General features: G+C 51.3%; 19 protein-coding genes. 9 read left to right on the top strand and 10 right to left on the bottom strand.

The window, feature by feature from the left end; all coding sequences use genetic code 11:
- Positions 1–205 precede the first annotated feature (205 nt).
- Complete coding sequence (cirA, locus tag J4613_RS05870; RefSeq protein ID WP_000488244.1) at positions 206–2,197, top strand: catecholate siderophore receptor CirA; 1,992 nt, start codon at positions 206–208, stop codon at positions 2,195–2,197.
- A gap of 43 nt (positions 2,198–2,240) precedes the next feature.
- Here the strand turns inward: cirA and J4613_RS05865 are convergent, their stop codons facing one another.
- On the bottom strand, positions 2,241–3,563 hold the full coding sequence (locus tag J4613_RS05865) for an MFS transporter (RefSeq protein WP_000023807.1): 1,323 nt from the start codon (positions 3,561–3,563) through the stop codon (positions 2,241–2,243).
- 32 nt (positions 3,564–3,595) lie between these two features.
- Positions 3,596–4,483, bottom strand: a complete 888-nt coding sequence (gene serB / locus J4613_RS05860; protein ID WP_000022910.1) for a phosphoserine phosphatase SerB — start codon at positions 4,481–4,483, stop codon at positions 3,596–3,598.
- A gap of 216 nt (positions 4,484–4,699) precedes the next feature.
- Between serB and J4613_RS05855 the strand changes: the two genes are divergently transcribed.
- Together J4613_RS05855 and J4613_RS05850 are read left to right on the top strand one after the other, a co-directional pair.
- Complete coding sequence (locus J4613_RS05855) at positions 4,700–6,067, top strand: L-serine ammonia-lyase (RefSeq protein WP_000443206.1); 1,368 nt, start codon at positions 4,700–4,702, stop codon at positions 6,065–6,067.
- A gap of 4 nt (positions 6,068–6,071) precedes the next feature.
- The gene (locus tag J4613_RS05850; RefSeq protein ID WP_111742289.1) at positions 6,072–6,461 is read left to right on the top strand and encodes a helix-turn-helix transcriptional regulator; all 390 of its coding nucleotides are present in this window, start codon (positions 6,072–6,074) and stop codon (positions 6,459–6,461) included.
- Here the strand turns inward: J4613_RS05850 and fghA are convergent.
- Complete coding sequence (gene fghA / locus J4613_RS05845) at positions 6,450–7,307, bottom strand: S-formylglutathione hydrolase (RefSeq protein WP_000425488.1); 858 nt, start codon at positions 7,305–7,307, stop codon at positions 6,450–6,452. The genes J4613_RS05850 and fghA overlap by 12 nt on opposite strands.
- A 329-nt stretch (positions 7,308–7,636) precedes the next feature.
- On the opposite strand from fghA, the gene folE reads away from it, so the two are divergent.
- The 6 genes from folE to mglC all read left to right on the top strand — a co-directional run bounded on the left by folE (position 7,637) and on the right by mglC (position 14,811).
- Positions 7,637–8,305, top strand: a complete 669-nt coding sequence (folE, locus tag J4613_RS05840; protein ID WP_001139611.1) for a GTP cyclohydrolase I FolE — start codon at positions 7,637–7,639, stop codon at positions 8,303–8,305.
- A gap of 14 nt (positions 8,306–8,319) precedes the next feature.
- On the top strand, positions 8,320–9,462 hold the full coding sequence (gene yeiB / locus J4613_RS05835; protein ID WP_111742542.1) for a DUF418 domain-containing protein YeiB: 1,143 nt from the start codon (positions 8,320–8,322) through the stop codon (positions 9,460–9,462).
- A 149-nt stretch (positions 9,463–9,611) separates the two neighbouring features.
- Positions 9,612–10,634, top strand: a complete 1,023-nt coding sequence (gene galS, locus J4613_RS05830) for an HTH-type transcriptional regulator GalS (protein ID WP_208293649.1) — start codon at positions 9,612–9,614, stop codon at positions 10,632–10,634.
- Positions 10,635–11,132: 498 nt separating this feature from the next.
- Positions 11,133–12,131: a galactose/glucose ABC transporter substrate-binding protein MglB gene (gene mglB / locus J4613_RS05825; RefSeq protein WP_001036943.1), complete on the top strand. Its 999-nt coding sequence runs from the start codon at positions 11,133–11,135 to the stop codon at positions 12,129–12,131.
- A gap of 133 nt (positions 12,132–12,264) precedes the next feature.
- On the top strand, positions 12,265–13,785 hold the full coding sequence (gene mglA / locus J4613_RS05820) for a galactose/methyl galactoside ABC transporter ATP-binding protein MglA (RefSeq protein ID WP_000535907.1): 1,521 nt from the start codon (positions 12,265–12,267) through the stop codon (positions 13,783–13,785).
- A gap of 15 nt (positions 13,786–13,800) precedes the next feature.
- On the top strand, positions 13,801–14,811 hold the full coding sequence (gene mglC, locus J4613_RS05815) for a galactose/methyl galactoside ABC transporter permease MglC (protein ID WP_001275101.1): 1,011 nt from the start codon (positions 13,801–13,803) through the stop codon (positions 14,809–14,811).
- Positions 14,812–14,885: 74 nt separating this feature from the next.
- Here mglC and preA read toward each other — a convergent pair whose 3' ends face one another.
- The 7 genes from preA to J4613_RS05780 all read right to left on the bottom strand — a co-directional run bounded on the left by preA (position 14,886) and on the right by J4613_RS05780 (position 20,827).
- The gene (preA, locus tag J4613_RS05810) at positions 14,886–16,121 is read right to left on the bottom strand and encodes an NAD-dependent dihydropyrimidine dehydrogenase subunit PreA (protein ID WP_000956095.1); all 1,236 of its coding nucleotides are present in this window, start codon (positions 16,119–16,121) and stop codon (positions 14,886–14,888) included.
- Positions 16,115–17,356, bottom strand: a complete 1,242-nt coding sequence (locus J4613_RS05805) for an NAD(P)-dependent oxidoreductase (protein ID WP_111742291.1) — start codon at positions 17,354–17,356, stop codon at positions 16,115–16,117. Before J4613_RS05805 ends, preA begins: the two co-directional genes overlap by 7 nt.
- 204 nt (positions 17,357–17,560) lie before the next feature.
- Entirely contained in the window at positions 17,561–17,806 is a 246-nt protein-coding gene (locus J4613_RS05800; RefSeq protein WP_000605187.1) for a DUF2542 family protein, read from the bottom strand.
- On the bottom strand, positions 17,803–18,522 hold the full coding sequence (gene sanA, locus J4613_RS05795; RefSeq protein ID WP_000920081.1) for an outer membrane permeability protein SanA: 720 nt from the start codon (positions 18,520–18,522) through the stop codon (positions 17,803–17,805). The genes J4613_RS05800 and sanA overlap by 4 nt, the downstream gene beginning before the upstream one ends.
- A gap of 176 nt (positions 18,523–18,698) precedes the next feature.
- Positions 18,699–19,583: a cytidine deaminase gene (gene cdd, locus J4613_RS05790; RefSeq protein ID WP_000553526.1), complete on the bottom strand. Its 885-nt coding sequence runs from the start codon at positions 19,581–19,583 to the stop codon at positions 18,699–18,701.
- Positions 19,584–19,736: 153 nt separating this feature from the next.
- The gene (locus J4613_RS05785; RefSeq protein ID WP_000989295.1) at positions 19,737–20,432 is read right to left on the bottom strand and encodes a CidB/LrgB family autolysis modulator; all 696 of its coding nucleotides are present in this window, start codon (positions 20,430–20,432) and stop codon (positions 19,737–19,739) included.
- Positions 20,429–20,827 (bottom strand): CidA/LrgA family protein, encoded by a 399-nt coding sequence (locus J4613_RS05780; RefSeq protein ID WP_000045719.1) that lies wholly within the window; start codon positions 20,825–20,827, stop codon positions 20,429–20,431. The genes J4613_RS05785 and J4613_RS05780 overlap by 4 nt, the downstream gene beginning before the upstream one ends.
- Between the last annotated feature and the right edge of the window lie 49 nt (positions 20,828–20,876).

Genomic DNA, 20,876 nt, shown 5'->3' with positions numbered 1-20,876 from the left:
ACAATTAAATTGATAATTATTATCGTTTGCTTTATCGTTACGCTCGAAATCAGAAAGGATGAAGATTCGGGCGCGACCGTCACTAATGAGCCCGACTCGCCTGCATAAAAAGAGTTCGCCGTGATAACCGTTATCGCAGGCGAAACGTAATGCGTTGTGAGCGATAACCGATTTTTTTGTCGTATTTACCTCATGGAGAAATGGAATGTTTAGGTTTAACCCTTTCGTTCGGGTAGGGCTTTGTATGTCCGCAGTTACGTTGGCCTGGCCGGTTGCCGCGGCAACGGATGATGGTGAAACCATGGTCGTTACCGCGTCCGCCATCGAACAAAATCTGAAAGATGCGCCAGCAAGTATCAGCGTCATTACCCAGCAAGATTTACAGCGCAGGCCCGTGCAAAACCTGAAAGATGTCCTGAAAGAGGTGCCGGGCGTACAGCTCACTAACGAAGGGGATAACCGTAAAGGCGTGAGTATTCGTGGTCTGGACAGCAGTTATACGCTGATCCTGATCGACGGTAAGCGCGTTAACTCCCGTAACGCGGTCTTCCGCCATAATGATTTTGATCTGAACTGGATACCGGTTGACGCTATCGAACGTATTGAAGTGGTGCGTGGCCCCATGTCCTCGCTGTATGGCTCCGATGCGCTGGGCGGCGTGGTCAACATTATCACCAAAAAAATTGGTCAGAAATGGCACGGCAGCGTCACGGTTGACTCCACTATTCAGGAACATCGCGACCGTGGCGATACCTATAACGGTCAGTTCTTTACCAGCGGTCCGCTGATCGACGGCGTGCTGGGAATGAAAGCCTACGGTAGCCTGGCGAAACGCGAAAAAGACGAGCAGCAGAGTTCCGCCACCACCGCTACGGGTGAAACGCCGCGCATTGAAGGATTTACCAGCCGGGATGGAAACGTCGAGTTTGCCTGGACACCAAACGAAAATCATGACGTTACCGCAGGCTACGGTTTTGATCGCCAGGACCGGGACTCCGACTCGCTGGATAAAAACCGACTGGAACGGCAAAACTACGCGTTGAGCCATAACGGACGTTGGGATCTCGGCAACAGCGAGCTCAAGTTCTACGGCGAAAAAGTGGAAAACAAAAACCCCGGCAACAGTAGCCCTATCACGTCAGAAAGCAATTCGATTGACGGGAAATACGTTCTGCCGTTAGCGGCTGTCAACCAGTTCCTTACCTTCGGCGGCGAATGGCGTCACGATAAACTGAGCGATGCGGTGAACCTGACCGGCGGTTCCAGTACTAAAACCTCCGCCAGCCAGTATGCTCTGTTCCTTGAAGATGAGTGGCGCATCTTCGAACCGCTGGCGCTGACCACCGGTATTCGTATGGATGACCATGAAACCTATGGCGATCACTGGAGCCCGCGTGCTTATCTGGTTTATAACGCAACGGATACCCTGACGGTGAAAGGTGGGTGGGCCACGGCCTTTAAAGCGCCGTCGCTATTGCAATTAAGTCCGGACTGGGCGACCAACTCCTGCCGTGGCGGATGCCGCATTATCGGTAGCCCGGATCTGAAACCTGAAACCAGTGAAAGCTGGGAGCTCGGCCTTTATTACCGTGGCGAAGAAGGCATACTGGAGGGCGTGGAAGCGAGCGTTACCACGTTCCGTAACGATGTGGACGATCGCATCAGCATTAGCCGTACCCCTGACGTTAACGCCGCGCCCGGCTATTCCAACTTTGTCGGTTTCGAAACCAACAGTCGGGGACAGCGCGTTCCGGTCTTCCGTTATTACAACGTGAATAAAGCGCGTATTCAGGGCGTGGAAACCGAGTTGAAAGTTCCGTTTAACGAGGCGTGGAAACTGTCGTTGAATTACACCTATAACGACGGGCGCGACGTCAGTAATGGCGGGAACAAGCCGCTTTCCGATCTGCCGTTCCACACCGCGAACGGTACGCTGGACTGGAAACCGGTGCAGCTCGAAGACTGGTCATTCTACGTATCAGGGAATTATACCGGGCGTAAGCGGGCCGACAGCGCAACAGCGAAAACGCCGGGCGGGTACGTGGTCTGGGATACCGGCGCGGCATGGCAGGCGACGAAAAACGTTAAACTGCGTGCGGGCGTTCTGAACGTGGGCGATAAAGATCTCAAACGCGACGACTACGGTTATACCGAAGACGGACGTCGTTACTTTATGGCGGTGGATTACCGTTTCTGACAGAGACTGGCGACAGCCGCGTTTTGCCGCTGTCGCCAGAATGTTATAACCGATGCAGCCTGGAGAGCAGCGCCAGCGACAGAGTCGTTAGCAGAATGGCGATCACCGCATAGATATAAACGCCCGACCACGCCCAGCTATTTTTCACCATAATTACCGGCACACCGGCCATTGCCGCGCCGACATAGCTGAACAATCCTCGAAAGCCGGTAATCGATCCCGCCGCATCCTTATGGGTCACATCCAGACAGCCGACGGCAAAAAGCATATGCGGTCCGTATAAGGCGAAGCCCATGATGGTGAACAGAATCGCGGTGAGGGTGTAAGAGGTATCCTGAACCAGCGGCACCAGCACGATGCATATGCACAGCGCTAACGCGAAGATTAATCCGGTCATCCAGCGGTTACTTTTGAACATAAAGTCAGACAAGTAGCCTGCCAGCAACCCACCTGCCAGTCCGCCCGCCTCAAACCAGGAAATAATCGAGTTCGCTTTTATCAGGCTCCAGCCGTGAACCTGCGAATAGTAAATCTGCGGCCAGTCGTTAAGGATGGTGCGCGCAATATAAACTGACATATCGCCGATAATAATGATCCATACCAGTGGATTGGTCAGGATATATTTTACAAAAATCTGCCAGAAGCTCAGGTTGACCGGGCTGGCCTTGACCTGGGCCAGTTCTGTCGGGTCGTTACGCCACTGCCCCACGTTGGGCAAACCTAACGTACCGGGACGATCTTTAATGGTAAATAGCGCCACTATCCCCATCAGCAGCGAAATGGCGCCGGGAACATAAAACCCCATTTTCCAGCTACCGCTAAAGGCGATAGCAAAGCTGGTCAGCAGCGGCGCGAGGCTGCCGCCGATATTGTGCGCCGCTTCAACGATAGCCCACCAGCGTCCCCGTTCGTTTTTCGAAAACCACGAGGCCATAATTTTCGCCATCGGCGGAAAGCTGGTGCCCTGTAAGATCGCGTTGAGGCTGTACAGTACGTAGAATGCCGCCACACTATCGGAAAAGCCGAACAGAATATTTACAATCCCCACGCCAATCAGCACCGGGCCGGTCATGGCTTTCGGGTTAATTTTATCGACCAGCATCCCGCCGACAAACTTCATCGCGCCATAAAGAATGTAAAAAATAGAAGACATAATGGCGAAGTCTTCTGCGGTCAGCGACGTTTCCGTCAGCATGGCCGGCATCGCGGCGGAGAAGTTTTTACGGGTAAGATAAAAGACGGCATAAGAGATAAAGACCGAGGCGATAATCTCAAAACGAAATTTTTTATAGGTCTGGTCTATCTCTTTTTTCTCTTTTACAATCGGCTTATCGGGCTGGCTGAAAATAAATGTTTTTATACTCATTTTAAAATTCCCTTCCGGCGAGGTGAGTCGCGTTATAATTCATCTTCAATAAGAAAAAAAAGCAATTCGAAACCGTGATAATTAATCTGATGGTGGATTTTTTCCCGTACAACCGGCTTCGCTTTCCAGGCAATACCGGTGCCAGCATGTTCTAACATCGGCAGATCGTTGGCGCCATCACCGCAGGCAATAATATTCTCCGTGGCAATATTTAACCGGGCAGCCAGGTCAACCAGAGTCTGTTTTTTGTTTGCGGCATTCATAATCGGCAAGGTAATGTTATCCGTCAGAACGTTATCGCGTATTTCAACCGTATTCGAAAAGGCATAATCCAGTTGATACCGCGCTTTTAGACGCTGGGTGAATATATCCAGTCCCCCGGAGATAATCGCGGTTTTAAATCCTTTGGCCTTGATGACTGGCAGAATAGTTAACAGGCCTGGCGAAAGGGTCATGCGATCGCATACGGCGTTCAGCACTGCTTTCGGTGTGCCTTTCAACATTCCGATACGTCGGGTAAAACTGGCGTTAAAATCAAGCTTGCCCTCCATCGCCTGTTGGGTAATGGCGGTGATTTGCGTCGACATGCCAAGCTCGCGGGCAATTTCATCCACGCCTTCTTCCGCAATAAATGTCGAGTCCATATCAAACGCGATAATACCGTTAGCAGGCAGTGGCTGCGGCTTAATAAAAAAATCAAACTGCCATTGCAATGAGAGTTCGCGTAAATAGCGATAAAATTCAGGCGTCAGACATTCCGCTGGCAGCGTAAGCTTTAAATAAGCGGTATTGATAAGCGCGGCATAACGTTTATCAAATAATAGCGGAAACGGCATGGTGACGGCATTAAATAACGTTTCCTGTAATTTTTTCTGAAACGTATCGATATCCTGTGTAGTAATAAAATAAATAATGCTCATATGATAACTCCCTTAATTTACGGGTATTATAATGGCTCTTTTGTGGCGTGGAATCTCGTGCTATCACAGATATCACAGCCAGAAAAGGGCTAAAAAAGCGTTGTTTTTGATACCAGGTAAAGTTCAGACACAAAAGGTATCACTTTTGATATGCCAACTGTGCGAGGATGTTATTTATTACTGAACGCGAATGACACTGAAAGGATTGATATAACGATGGAGAGTTGCCTTGATATATTCAAAATAGTAATAGGTCCATCCAGCTCACGTACCGTAGGGCCGATGCGCGCCGCCTGTCACTTTATTTCATTGCTCAGAGAACAAGAGACGTTGCCGCTAATTCGGGAAATTGAAATCGAGCTGTATGGCGCGTTATCGTTAAGCCGCAAGTGCCACAATGTGGATACCGCCCTTTATCTTGGGCTGCTGGGTTGCCAGCCGGAGAATGTCGATCTCCGTTCGCATATGGCGGTGATTAAGCGTGCGGAAAATGAAAACAAAATCGAACTCCCGCTCTCCGACGCGGGCGGAATCACGATAAAAGTCAAGATTATCGCCAATCACCAGGCGCATCCAGGCCATCCTTATGCCATGACGTTTCGCGCCAGAGATGATTATTTCACGGTGTATGAAGAGACCTGGTTTTCGACCGGCGCCGGACAGGTTCGCAAACATGGCGAGCCGCTGACGCCATCGCTTCCTTTGCGTACAGTGTCGCCCTTTGAATTTAGTCATGCCGCGCAGTTGCTGGCGCTGTGCCGACGTAATGGCCTGTCCGTGGCGGCGCTGATGATGAAAAATGAGCTGTGCCGCCACTCGCCACAGACGTTGCAGAATTATCTGGCGCAAATATGGGACGTGATGCAGCAGGCGGTTTATCGCGGCCTGCATACTGAGGGGGTATTACCCGGTCCCTATCAGGTACCGCGGCGCGCCTGTGCGTTACATAAGACGTTACAGGCTAACCGCTCCGCCAGCGATTTTTTAACCGCGCTGAACTGGGTCAATGCCTTCGCGATTGCGGTAAGCGAAGAAAATGCCAGCGGCGGACAGATTGTTACCGCGCCAACTAATGGCGCGTGCGGCATCATTCCGGCAGCGCTCTGCTGGTATGATAAATTTGTCACGCCGCTGGAGCCCGGTGCTCTGACCCGTTTCTTCCTGACCGCCGCCGCTATCGCGATATTGTTTAAACAAAACGCCTCTATTCTGGGATCTGAAGTTGGCTGTCAGGGGGAAATCGGCGTGGCGTGCTCAATGGCGGCGGCGGGCCTGGCTGAACTGATGGGCGCATCCGTGGAGCAAACGCTGAGCGCCGCTGAAATTGCCATGGAACATCATCTGGGATTGACCTGCGATCCGCTGGGCGGGCAGGTACAAATTCCCTGCATAGAGAGAAATGCCATCTCTGCCGTGAAAGCGATAAACGCGGCGACGATGGCGATGAGTCGCGTAAGCGAACCCTGTATTTCGCTCGATGAGATCATTGCTGCGATGTACGAGACCGGTAAAGACATGAGCGCTAAATACCGTGAAACGTATCATGGTTCGCTGGGGAAAATTCAGCCGCGCAAGAGAGGGTAACAGCGTGAAATACAATACGATGAATAACGACGAGATTATCCTGTCGTTGTGCGCCCGCTTAAAGGAGACGCGTCTGTCTCTTTCGATGACCCAGCAGCAGCTTGCCGATCGCGCGCACATTGGCATCGCTACCATCAAGCGTATCGAGAAGGGGGGAGGGCTCAATCTTGATACGTTAATTTCTCTCCTGCGGGCGCTGGATAAGTTGCATAATCTCGATGCGGTGCTGTTTGAATCCGAGCTGCGTAATTTTCACGAAAGTTATGAAGGCGGAGAGGGGAGCGGCCGCCTTCAGGTACGCCAGCAGGCCGCGGATTTAAATAATAAATCTTCCGCGCCGCAGTCGGAGGAGGTGAATTACAGCGCGGCGCTGGAAAATTCATTATGTTGGTGACGTCTCACGCTCGTCCCGTAAATACCGGGCATGAAAGCGCAGATGGTCCTCGATGAAGGACGCAATAAAATAATAGCTATGATCGTAGCCAGGCTGGATTCGTAGCGTCATCGGCCAGGCGGTTTGCCGCGCGGCTTCCGCCAGTACGGCGGGCTGAAGCTGATCGGCGAGGAATTGATCGCTGTCGCCCTGATCGATGAGCACAGGAATGGCGTCCTGCGGCTGGCTGGCCAGCATTAATTCGCAGCTATCCCACTCAGTCCAGGCTGATTCATCTTCGCCGAGATAAGCGGTAAGCGCTTTGATTCCCCACGGCACGCGGCTGGGGTTGACGATAGGCGCAAAAGCAGAGACGCTGGTGTATTTGCCCGGATTTTTCAGCGCCATGATTAATGCGCCGTGGCCGCCCATCGAGTGCCCGCTGATGGCGCAACGGTCGCTGACGTTAAACTGTGTCTGGATAAGCGCCGGAAGCTCATCGCGCAGGTAATCGTACATGCGATAATGGCTGGCCCAGGGCGGCTGTGTGGCATTGAGATAAAACCCGGCGCCGTGGCCTAAATCGTATCCGCTATCGTCGGCGACCTGTTCACCGCGTGGACTGGTATCCGGCATCACCAATACAATGCCCAGTTCTGCTGCGATACGCTGCGCGCCTGCTTTGGTGGTAAAGTTCTCATCATTGCAGGTCAACCCGGACAACCAGTACAGTACCGGAGGCGGTTCATTATCCTGAGTCGGCGGAAGAAAAATGCTGAATGTCATGGCGCAGTTTAGCGTGGCGGCATGATGACGCCAGCGCTGCTGCCAGCCGCCAAAACATCGGTGCTCTTCGAGCATTTCCATGCGGGGGCTCCTTTTATAGTGAACCTGATAAGGTATGCAGATTCTTCATAATACAGATTATTCACCGCGTTGTGAGTAACTTTCACTTCCGTAATACATAAACATGCTTCATCATTTAAATAACGTTGCGTTAACAAATATGCCCTTTGTCCTGCCATCATTCTCGCACCGGAAAAGATGTCATGAAAGGCAGCGACAATTTCAACAATTATGGGCGTGAATACTGGATTATGTGCGCTACCTCACGCACAATAATCACACTGTCACAATATTGACAAACTTTGCCCCATGCAGGGCAGAGGCGCCACACCTGCAGGAGAACACGATTAATGCCATCACTCAGTAAAGAAGCGGCCCTGGTTCATGACGCGCTGGTTGCCCGGGGGCTGGAAACGCCGCTGCGCCCGCCTATGGATGAACTGGATAATGAAACGCGAAAAAGCCTTATCGCAGGGCATATGACTGAGATTATGCAGTTGCTGAATCTCGATTTGAGCGATGACAGTCTGATGGAAACGCCGCATCGTATCGCTAAGATGTACGTTGACGAGATTTTCGCCGGCCTCGACTATGCCAATTTCCCGAAAATTACCCTCATTGAAAATAAAATGAAGGTGGATGAAATGGTCACCGTCCGCGATATCACGCTGACCAGCACCTGTGAACATCACTTCGTGACCATTGATGGCAAAGCGACCGTCGCGTATATCCCCAAAGATTCCGTGATCGGCCTGTCGAAAATTAACCGCATCGTGCAATTCTTCGCCCAGCGTCCGCAGGTTCAGGAACGTTTGACCCAACAAATTCTGACGGCGCTGCAAACTTTGCTCGGCACCAATAATGTAGCGGTATCGATTGATGCGGTGCATTACTGCGTGAAAGCGCGCGGTATTCGTGACGCAACCAGCGCCACGACGACGACGTCGCTGGGCGGATTGTTTAAGTCCAGCCAGAATACGCGCCAGGAGTTTCTGCGTGCCGTTCGCCATCATCCATGATTAAGGCGGAGACGATGGAGCGTAATGTCACGCTGGATTTTGTACGTGGCGTCGCTATCCTCGGTATCCTGCTTCTTAACATTAGCGCCTTTGGATTGCCGAAGGCGGCTTATCTCAATCCCGCCTGGTACGGCGCGATCGTTCCCGAAGACGCCTGGTCCTGGGCGATTCTCGATATTGTGGCGCAGGCTAAGTTTCTTACGCTGTTCGCGTTGTTGTTTGGCGCGGGGCTACAAATGCTGCTTCCGCGTGGTAAACAGTGGATTCAGTCGCGCTTAACGCTATTGGTACTGTTAGGTTTTATCCATGCGTTATTCTTTTGGGACGGCGACATTCTGCTGGCCTACGGTCTGGTCGGGTTAATTTGCTGGCGACTGGTACGCGACGCGCCTTCGGTAAAAAGCCTGTTCAATACCGGCATACTCCTTTATCTGGTCGGGATTGGCGTGCTACTGCTGCTGGGCGTGGTATCGAGTAGCGAAACCAGCCGCGCCTGGACGCCGGATGCGTCGGCAATATTGTATGAAAAATACTGGAAGCTGAACGGCGGCATGGAGGCTATCAGCAACCGGGCAGAGATGCTGTCAAATAGTTTACTGGCGCTCGGCGCGCAGTATGGCTGGCAACTGGCGGGTATGATGCTGCTGGGCGCCGCGCTAATGCGTAGCGGCTGGCTGAAAGGTCAGTACAGTCTGCGGCACTATCGCCGTACCGGGGCTCTGCTGGTGGCGTTAGGGCTACTGATCAACCTGCCTGCGGTCATTTTACAATGGCGGCTGGACTGGGCGTACCGCTGGTGCGCCTTCTTATTGCAGGCGCCGCGCGAACTGAGCGCGCCGTTGCAAACGCTGGGCTATGCCGCGCTGATGTTTGGCTTCTGGCCGCAGCTTAGCCGATGCAGACTGACGCTTGCCATTGCCTGCGTAGGGCGAATGGCGCTGACCAATTATCTGCTGCAGACGATCATCTGTACCACGCTGTTTTATCAGTTTGGCTTATTTATGAAATTCAATCGACTGGAACTCTTGTTCTTTGTCGTTCCGGTATGGGCAATAAACCTTCTCTTTTCCGTCATCTGGCTACGTTTCTGGCAACAGGGACCGGTCGAGTGGTTATGGCGTCAACTCACGTTGCGCGCGTCAGGATCGCTCAGATAACGATCTGGATCACATTCATTAACAAAATGGCTGTAACCGTTTCCATCCCTGTGATGTTTCTCACGCAGCCCTGGGCAGGGTGCTGACAAAATAGCCGCCTGCTAACGGGGCATTTGTGAGCATTTTTGAACTCAAACAGGGCAGTGAATATGATCACCATTCGTGATGTAGCGCGCCAGGCTGGCGTGTCTGTAGCGACCGTTTCCCGCGTACTGAATAACAGCGTGTTGGTCAGTCCCGACACCCGTGACGCCGTTATGCAGGCCGTCACCCTGCTGGGATATCGGCCAAATGCGAATGCGCAAGCGCTGGCCACTCAGGTGAGCGACACCATCGGCGTCGTGGTTATGGATGTTTCCGATGCCTTTTTCGGCGCTCTGGTGAAAGCCGTAGATCTGGTCGCGCAGCAGCACCAGAAATATGTTCTCATTGGCAACAGTTATCATGAGGCGGAAAAAGAGCGCCATGCGATTGAAGTCTTGATCCGTCAGCGTTGTAACGCATTGATTGTTCACTCAAAAGCCTTAACCGATCGCGAGCTGAGCGACTTTATGGATCAGATCCCCGGTATGGTGCTGATTAACCGTATCGTGCCGGGTTATGCGCATCGTTGTGTTTGTCTCGACAATGTGAGCGGCGCCAGAATAGCGACCCGAATGTTGCTGAATAATGGACATCAACGCATCGGCTACCTGGCCTCCAGCCACCGTATTGAAGATGACGCGATGCGCAGAGAAGGGTGGTTACACGCGCTGCAAGAGCAGGGGATTGCTGCGTCGGAGAGCTGGATAGGCACCGGCACGCCGGACATGCAGGGCGGCGAGTCGGCAATGGTTGAGTTGCTGGGACGCAATCTGCAACTGACGGCGGTATTTGCCTATAACGATAACATGGCGGCGGGCGCGCTGACGGCGTTAAAAGATAACGGCATCGCCATTCCCTTGCATCTGTCTGTCATCGGTTTCGATGATATCCCTATTGCTCGTTATACCGATCCTCAGTTGACTACCGTGCGCTATCCTATTGCTTCTATGGCGAAAATCGCGACCGAGCTGGCGTTACAGGGGGCCGCAGGCACGCTGGATATCACGGCGACGCACTGCTTTATGCCGACCCTGGTGCGGCGCCATTCGGTGGCATGGCGACAGAATGCGGTACTGATCACTAACTGATTACGCCCCGCATGTAACCGTTTTCAATCTGTGAGTAAATTCACAGTTTATTAACATTGTGATAGCTATGATGACAACGTTTGTCGCACTGTAACTAATGTGTAACAGTTAGTTGTCAGTTTTGCTGGGGTATTTCGCTTATAAAAACCGTTATCACAATATCCCGCGACTACCGGACAAAAATAAAGAGTTGAATAAGAGCTTATCCCATTAGGGCTATTTTACTTGCCATTTTGGACCTGGGCAGTGCTCGCCAAAACGCGTTAGCGTTTTGAACGCCGCTTGCGGCGGCCCGAAGGGTGAGCGTAGCGAGTCAAACCTCACGTACTACGTGTACGCTCCGGTTTTTGCGCGCTGTCCGTGTCCAAACTGGCTGCGCCAATAACGCCTGGTGGGATAGGCTCTAAATACGCTTCGGCGTTCAGTAACACGCGTTAACGTGCTGAACAGCCGGGCATTTTTTTACGCTATACCCTACATAATAAAACCGGAGCTACCATGAATAAGAAGGTACTGACCCTTTCTGCCGTGATGGCAAGTCTGTTATTCGGCGCGCACGCGCACGCGGCTGATACTCGTATTGGCGTGACGATTTATAAATATGACGATAACTTTATGTCCGTGGTGCGTAAGGCTATTGAAAAAGATGGCAAATCCGCGCCGGATGTTCAGCTACTGATGAATGACTCGCAAAACGATCAATCCAAACAGAATGATCAAATTGACGTTTTATTGGCGAAAGGGGTTAAAGCTCTGGCGATTAACCTGGTCGACCCGGCAGCTGCCGGTACGGTGATTGAGAAAGCGCGCGGGCAAAATGTGCCGGTGGTGTTCTTTAACAAAGAGCCTTCCCGCAAAGCGCTGGACAGCTATGACAAGGCGTATTATGTCGGGACTGACTCTAAAGAATCCGGTGTGATTCAGGGCGACTTGATTGCCAAACACTGGCAGGCGAATCAGGGTTGGGATCTGAATAAAGACGGTAAAATTCAGTATGTTCTGCTGAAAGGCGAGCCGGGGCACCCGGATGCTGAAGCCCGTACGACGTATGTGGTGAAAGAGTTAAATGATAAAGGTATTCAGACCGAGCAACTGGCGTTAGACACCGCCATGTGGGATACCGCGCAGGCAAAAGATAAGATGGATGCCTGGCTATCTGGCCCGAACGCTAACAAGATTGAAGTGGTTATCGCGAATAACGATGCGATGGCGATGGGCGCGGTAGAGGCGCTGAAAGCGCATAATAAATCGTCGATTCCGGTCTTTGGCGTCGATGCGTTACCGGAAGCTTTGGCGCTGGTGAAATCGGGCGCGATGGCCGGTACGGTACTGAATGACGCCAACAATCAGGCGAAAGCGACATTCGATCTGGCGAAAAACCTCGCCGAAGGCAAGGGCGCGGCTGACGGCACCAGCTGGAAGATTGAGAACAAAATCGTGCGCGTGCCTTATGTCGGCGTGGACAAAGACAATCTGAGCGAATTTACCCAAAAATAACTTTTCCGTCTGTGGGCGCAATTTTGTTGCGCCCTGAAACCGTGGAAGGGTGACGCGCCGCAGACCGGATAACGTATTTCTTTTGCCATCCGGCGCGGATAGTCATAATTAAAAAGGCCGACAGGGTATCATTATGGGCAGCACGATTTCTCCGCCGTCGGGTGAATATTTGTTGGAAATGCGTGGCATTAACAAATCATTTCCCGGCGTGAAAGCGCTTGATAATGTCAACTTAAACGTTCGTCCGCATTCTATTCATGCATTAATGGGTGAAAACGGCGCAGGCAAATCAACATTATTAAAATGTCTTTTCGGTATTTATCAAAAAGACTCCGGCAGCATTGTATTTCAGGGAAAAGAAGTGGACTTCCATTCGGCGAAAGAAGCGCTGGAGAATGGGATTTCGATGGTACACCAGGAGTTAAATCTGGTATTACAACGTTCGGTCATGGATAACATGTGGTTGGGACGTTATCCCACCAAAGGTATGTTTGTCGACCAGGATAAAATGTACCAGGATACCAAAGCGATATTTGATGAACTGGATATCGATATTGACCCGCGCGCGCGCGTAGGAACGTTATCCGTTTCGCAAATGCAGATGATCGAAATTGCGAAGGCGTTTTCCTATAACGCTAAGATCGTTATTATGGATGAACCGACCTCATCGTTAACTGAGAAAGAGGTTAATCATCTGTTCACCATTATTCGCAAGCTGAAAGAACGCGGCTGCGGTATTGTTTATATCTCGCATAAAATGGAAGAAATTTTTCAATTGTGCGATGAAATTACTATTTTGCGCGACGGTCAGTGGATTGCCACCCAGCCGCTGGAAGGGCTGGATATGGATAAGATCATTGCGATGATGGTCGGGCGTTCCCTGAACCAGCGCTTTCCGGATAAAGAAAATAAGCCGGGCGACGTGATTCTGGAGGTTCGTCACCTGACCTCGCTGCGCCAGCCTTCCATTCGCGATGTCTCCTTTGATTTGCACAAGGGCGAAATTCTGGGCATTGCCGGTCTGGTTGGGGCAAAGCGTACCGATATCGTCGAAACGCTGTTTGGCATTCGTGAGAAGTCGTCCGGGACAATCACTTTACATGGCAAGAAAATTAATAATCACACTGCGAACGAAGCGATTAACCACGGTTTTGCGCTGGTGACGGAAGAGCGTCGTTCCACCGGAATTTATGCCTATCTGGATATCGGATTTAACTCATTAATTTCGAATATCCGTAATTATAAAAATAAAGTGGGGTTACTGGATAATTCCCGGATGAAAAGCGACACCCAATGGGTCATTGATTCCATGCGGGTAAAAACGCCGGGGCATCGCACGCAAATTGGTTCGCTTTCCGGCGGCAATCAGCAAAAGGTGATCATTGGTCGCTGGCTATTAACGCAGCCGGAAATATTAATGCTGGACGAACCGACCCGCGGCATTGATGTCGGCGCAAAATTTGAAATTTATCAGCTTATTGCGGAACTGGCGAAAAAAGGCAAGGGGATCATCATTATCTCTTCTGAAATGCCGGAGCTGTTAGGGATTACCGATCGTATCCTGGTGATGAGTAACGGTCTCGTTTCCGGCATTGTCGATACTAAAACAACAACGCAAAACGAAATTTTGCGTCTTGCTTCTTTGCACCTTTAAGATCAGGGGCTCCTTATGAGTGCGTTAAACAAGAAAAGCTTTTTGACCTGGCTGAAAGAGGGCGGAATTTACGTCGTTCTTTTAGTGTTGCTGGCGATTATTATTTTCCAGGACCCGACTTTTTTAAGTTTGCTGAATTTAAGTAATATTCTGACGCAATCTTCGGTACGTATTATTATCGCGCTGGGCGTGGCGGGACTCATCGTCACCCAGGGGACAGACCTGTCGGCGGGGCGTCAGGTAGGGCTGGCGGCGGTCGTAGCGGCAACATTACTGCAATCAATGGAAAACGCCAATAAAGTGTTTCCGGAAATGGCGACCATGCCGATTGCGCTGGTCATCCTGATTGTCTGCGCGATTGGCGCGGTGATTGGCCTGGTGAACGGTATCATCATTGCTTACCTGAACGTGACGCCGTTTATTACCACGCTTGGCACGATGATTATCGTTTATGGGATCAACTCCCTTTACTATGACTTTGTCGGCGCTTCGCCCATTTCCGGCTTTGACAGCGGCTTTTCCACCTTTGCGCAGGGCTTTGTGGCGATGGGCAGTTTCCGGCTCTCATACATCACCTTTTACGCTCTGATTGCGGTAGCGTTTGTCTGGGTGCTGTGGAATAAGACCCGTTTTGGTAAAAACATTTTTGCTATTGGCGGCAACCCGGAAGCGGCGAAAGTTTCCGGAGTAAACGTGGCGTTGAACCTGCTGATGATTTATGCGCTCTCCGGCGTGTTTTATGCCTTCGGCGGCTTACTGGAAGCAGGGCGTATTGGTTCTGCCACCAACAACCTCGGCTTTATGTATGAACTGGATGCGATTGCCGCATGCGTTGTCGGGGGCGTATCGTTTAGCGGCGGAGTGGGGACGGTCTTCGGCGTGGTGACCGGCGTCATTATCTTTACCGTCATCAACTATGGCCTGACCTATATCGGGGTAAACCCGTACTGGCAGTACATTATCAAAGGCGGCATTATCATTTTCGCCGTGGCGCTGGACTCGCTGAAATACGCGCGTAAGAAGTAGTTATCCAGACCTATTACTTTGCTTATCAGATAACCCGGCGCAGCGAAACTGCGCGCCGGGCTTCATACCGCGAGCTACAGCGTTAACGCGTGCTCTTTTTCGCCTTTTTTAAATTTGACCTCGCCTAAATCAATACAGGCGACCGGGCAGACATGACCGCACAGCAGACAACCGACGCATTTTTCCGTATTGCAATGCGGCGTGCGGCTGTGTTCATCCCACTCCATCGCCTGATGGCCGCCGTCATAGCAGGAGATATAGCAACGTCCGCAGCCGACGCATTTCTCCTGATTAATCCGCGGATAGACGATATAGCTGCGATCCAGGTCTTCCGCCGGGATAATATTGCCATTCGCCAGCCCGATCATCTCCTGTAATGAGGCAAATCCCTGATCGGCCAGATAGTGGCTGAGGCCGCTCGCCATATCTTCTACAATGCGGTAACCGTATTGCATAATGCCTGTCGTCACCTGTAGGGTCGCCGCGCCCAGCAGCAGAAATTCGGCAGCGTCTTCCCAGGTTTCAATGCCGCCGATACCGCTAATCGGGAAATCGCGCAGTTCAGGGTGCATTCGCAACTGCTGGATAAAACGCAGCGCAATGGGTTTCACCGCTTTTCCTGAATAACCGGAGATACTGGATTTACCGTTAACCACCGGCATCCCGATTTTGCGGTTCAGGTCGATGTTAGTAATGGATTTCACGGTGTTGATGGTGGCGATACCGTCGGCTCCGCCGCGTTTGGCGGCCAGCGCGACTTCGCACATATCGCCAATATTCGGCGTCATTTTCGCCAGCATTGGCAAAGATGAACCGCGTTTTACGGCGCGGCAGTATTTTTCAACCAGCTCCGGGCTTTGCCCTACATCGCTTCCCATGGCGTGCGAGGTCATCTGCGGGCAAGAGAAGTTACACTCAATCATATCCGCGCCGGCTTCTTCAACCAGACGCGCCAGTTCCTGCCACTGCTGCTCATTTTCCCCCATGATGGAAGCAATCAGCACCTTATCCGGATAATCCTGTTTTAGCCGTCGAATGGCGGCCAGGTTCTCTTCCAGCGGATGCTCAGCAATTTGCTCCATGTTTTTGAAACCAATAAAACCGGTATCTTCTTTCGTCAGGTGGTCAAAACGTGGAGAGACTTCGTTGGCAATAAAAAAACCAATGGTTTTAAAAACGATCCCGCCCCAACCGGTATCATAGGCTTTGGCGCACATCTCATAACAATTGCCTACCGGAGAAGAAGAGAGACAAAACGGATTGGGAAACTTAACGCCGCAAAAGGTAACAGACAAATCTTTTGTTAACATGAGCAGGCCTCCTCTAAATAATGATGAATAGCCTGAGCGGCTTCTTTTCCGGTTTTTACCGCATAAACGACGGTCTTATCACCTTTAACAATATCGCCAGCGGCAAAGATCGCCGGGTCGTCGGTTTGATAATTGTGCGTGTCGATAATATTACGCTGCGCTTTTATCTCCGCAAAGGCATCCAGTCGCGCGTGCTGCCCCACGGCCAAAATAATATTTTCCGCTTCCAGCGTCAGTTCTCCTGAGTGGCGTACATGGTGGAAGGTCACTTTATTTCCGCTGACGGCGACAGGCGTAAAGCCATCAATAATCGATACGCCTAATGCCTGCGTGCTGGTAAATTCTTTTTCGCTGGCGGGGAATTCGGCTAATTCTTCCCGCGCCACGCAGGTGACGGAAGGACAGCCGAGAATTTTTAACGTACTGGCGATATCCATCGCTACGTCGCCGCCGCCAATAATTAATGCGCTACGCGGAACGCTAATATCGCCGTCGGCCTGACGGGCGCGCTGTAAAAAATCAACGGCAATCTCTACGTGACTGGCTTGCTCAAATAACGGTAAATCAGAGCCACAGGACATCCCGACGGTCATCAGCACGGCGCGATATTCGGCTTTGAGTTGCGCAAGCGATAGCGACCCGCCCACGTCACAATTACATTTAATATTGACGCCCATTTCTACAATGCGGGCAATTTCCTGATCGAGTACGCTTTGCGGCAGACGAAATGCCGGGATGCCGTGACGCAGCCATCCGCCGGGCTGCGGCTGTTTTTCGTAAATGGTGACGTCATAGCCTAAATGCGTGAGCGTCACGCTTGCCTGCAAACCTGCCGGACCCGCGCCAATAATCGCGACTTTCCCGTGTGTTTTACTCCCGGGCTGATAAATCTGCATGGCAGTCTGCTGTTCAAAATCGGTAATAAAACGTTGCAGGCGTGCAATATCAATAGGTTTATCTATTCCGGAACGTGTACATCCGCGCTGGCATAATTTTTCCGTCGGACAGACTCTGGCGCAGACGGCGCCAAGCGCATTATTTTCCCGGATAGTTTCCGCTGCGCCTTTAAAATTGCGAAAGTAAATAGAACCAATAAATTTCCCCGGATCGGTTTGCGCCGGGCAAGCCTGACTACAGGGCGCATCGTGACATAATAAACAACGTGAAGCCTCTTTTATTGCCAGTAATGGCGTAAAACCAGGCGTGAGTTCATCCAGATAATTTTGTTGCGGCATATAATCTTCCTTAATGCTTGAATAAATTAAGGCGAAACGCAAATAACGCGTTTTAATGATCCAAAATCTACCGCCAGCCTAAGCATTGAAAGAAGGGTATTCTGTGAAAGAATTCACAAAAAAATGAAACCAGAATGCAAAACAGCATTTGTTCCTTATATCATAATAATAACTATTCTCAATTTTAAAGGGATAATAAATAGATTAACGATAAAAAAGAAGATAAATAATCATTCCAGTAAATAAAAAACCGCAACCGGTATAAAGAAAAAGATAAGACCAATATTGTACGGGATCGGCATGGCGATAGACATAAACCGGTTTTCGCGCATTTTTGACAACTTTATCTACCGCGCCGGTTCGCCAGCCTTTCCAGGCCTCACGGAAGCAAAAAAGCGGGAGTAGCAGAAAGGCTAATATGACAAATATCGTCTGTACATCCATGATCATTTCCCTTTTTTCTTTTCCAGTTCAAGCAATTGTTCCGGCGTAACGGCCGGATACCCCTGGGCGTCATTCGGCACCTGATGCTGCGTGGGGATAGGTACCAGCGGGCCTAAAAAACGCGGTTCGCGTTTAAAAATATAGAGATCCGCCAGCGCGCTAAAGCGGGCGCCAAATTCGCGCAGGCGCACTGTCAGCATATTTTTGGGCGAAGGTACCGCGTAACACTGCGCCTGAATGCCCATATGCAACGCAATAAACAAGGCGCGTTCGCAGTGGAAGCGCTGAGTGATGATAATAAAGTCGTTGGTATCAAACACTTTGCGGGTACGCACAATGGAGTCAAGCGTACGGAAGCCAGCGTAATCAAGCACAATGTCCGCAGGATCGACGCCCGCCGCGATAAGGTCTTTGCGCATGGTCATCGGTTCGTTATAGCTTTGCAGGGCATTGTCGCCGCTGAGCAGCAGGTAATTGACTTTACCGCTATTGTAAGCGTTTAACGCGCCCTGAATACGGTAACGATAGTACTGATTAATGACACCCTTGCGATAGTATTTGGCTGTCCCTAACACGACGCCAACCTGGCGGTAGGGGAGATCCTGTAGCTCGTCATAGATATAGGGCGCTGTTTTCCAGCTCATCCACCGATCGAGGCCAAGCACCGTCAACAGCAGCAAGCCTACCAGGACCAACAGGCTGTAAAACACGCGCTTTAACATGCAGGAAACTCGATACCAGGATGAAAGTACGATCAGGCTACTGTACCCGAAGACGTAGCGCAAGAAACCGCCGTCTGATTGCGGAGATTTTCAGCATGATTTCCCTTGTATCGGGTCGCGGGAGAGGAGAGTCAGGCCGGATAAGACGCCAGTGCGTCGCTATCCGGCACATTTGCTTAGCCGAGAAGCACGCGGTCAATATTATGGCAACCTAACGCTTTCAGCGTTGCGGCGGTGGCATCCCATTGAATTAATGCTGCATCGCCTTTTTCCGCCAGAATCGCGCGCTGAATATCCGCATAGTCATAGCCATTGAGACTCAGCAGGTTTAGCGCGCCTTGCAGCGGGGGAAGCGTAGGGTTAAAGGCGGCGTTTTCCGCATAGCTGCCGGTGAAAATACGGCCATCTTTACATTCCAGCGCCACGCCGCTCGGTGAGTGGCTATAAGGCATATGGCTCTTATTGGCTGCCGTTATCGCCGCTTGCGTTAGCGTATCGCCCGTTAACGTAAAGCCATGATCCTGCTCGTCCATCAGCAGCGTTTTGATCTCCAGATCTTTTGGCCCGAAAGCGTCAGGCAGATAATCGCGTAACGTATGCGGCGCGCGGCCCGGCAGATGAATGCGCAGATCCAGACCGCTGTTCAGCTCGTTCATAAACTGGCGACAGTGGCCGCAAGGCGTGTAGTTAACGGTGACGGCGGCGAGCCCTTTTTCGCCGCGTAGCCAGGCGTGGCTAATCGCGCTTTGTTCAGCATGCACAGTTTGTTGCATGGTGGCGCCCAGGAACTCCATATTCGCGCCGAAATACCAGTTGCCGCTAACGCCGCGCGCAATCGCGCCGACGTTAAAATGGGACAAATCGGTACGGGCGCAGGCCGCCGCCAGAGGTAACAGTGCGAAAGCCAGCGCGTCTTCGTCCAGTCCCGCCGTATTTTTAAGCGTCGAGACCTGCTCTGCGGTCAGCATGGCGGGAAAATGGTGGTCCGCCAGGATAGGGGCCAGCGCTGATTGCAAATTATCCGCAAGCTGGGCAAAAGCAGTTTGAAAACGTGGATGCATGGCGTTGCCTCATAACAATGTAATGGAACCGTAGTTTACGGGCCTGCTATGTCTTAATATGTGATCTAAATCTCATTGCTTATGCAACTTGTGAAACTTAAATAAAAAATGCGCGACGTATCGCAAATTTTAACCCGGTCTTTTGTCCCGTCGTTAGTGCATTACCGCCAGAATGAGCGGAAACAAAAAGGGTGCTACCAGCGAGGTAATAATGCCGCAGATCACCAGCGCCAGGGAGCTAAACGCGCCTTCCTGGTAATCCAGCTCGGCACAGCGCGCAGTACCGAGCGCATGTGAGGCGGTCCCCATTGCCAGCCCGCGTGCGGCCTTAGTACGGATGTGCATCGCGTTTAACAGCGTGTGGCCAAACACCGCGCCCAGAATACCGACAAAAATTACGCATACCGCGCTGATCGCGGGGATGCCGCCGATGCTGCCGCCCACCGCCATCGCGATAGGCGTAGTCACGGATTTAGGCAGTACCGATGCCGCGATTTCAGGCGTTGCGCCCATCAGCAAGGCAACGGATGTCCCGGTAATCATCGCTACCAGACTGCCGACAAAACAGATGCTAATAATGGATTTCCAACGCGCGCGAATCTGGTGCAATTGTTCATAAAGGGGATAGGCCAGTGCCACTACCGCCGGTTGCAGCAGATCGTTAAGTACTTCGCTGCCTTTGAAGTAGTGCTCGTAGGGAATACCGGTCAGCAACAGAAAAGGAATAATGACTACCATTGCCACCAGCAGCGGATTCAGCAACGGCATTTTAAAATGCGCCGCCAGTCGGCGGGCGGCGAAAAATACCGCCAGCGTCAGCGGTAACGACCACCAGATATATGTCATCATTTTTTCGTTCCCTTCTGCCCAACCACTTTACGCTCACCGTGTATCAGATGTGAACTCCAGCTTACGACCACAAAAACGACCAGCGTACTGATAGCGCAAGAGACCACCACCGGGCCGAATTGCGCGCGCAGTAAGTCAAAATATTGCATGACCCCAACGCCAATTGGCACAAACAGCAACGCCATATAACGAATCAGCACATAACAGCCGGGGTTAACCCACTTTGCCGGCAGAATTTGCAGCGCCAGCAATACAAACAGAATTAACATCCCGATAATGCTGCCGGGAATAGTGATAGGAAGCAGTGATGCAAGAAAAATGCCTGCGTACAAACAGGCATAAATCAATACAAAAGCGCGTATATATTGCCAGATAATATTCAGTGACTTACTCATGTTTAAAGCCCTTGATGAGATGGATTCATCATACAATTAAACGTTAAAA

The sequence above is a fragment of the Salmonella sp. 32020114201800008SM genome (assembly GCF_017572025.1).
Taxonomy (GTDB): domain Bacteria; phylum Pseudomonadota; class Gammaproteobacteria; order Enterobacterales; family Enterobacteriaceae; genus Salmonella; species Salmonella enterica.
This window is presented reverse-complemented; position numbering and strand designations above follow the sequence as displayed.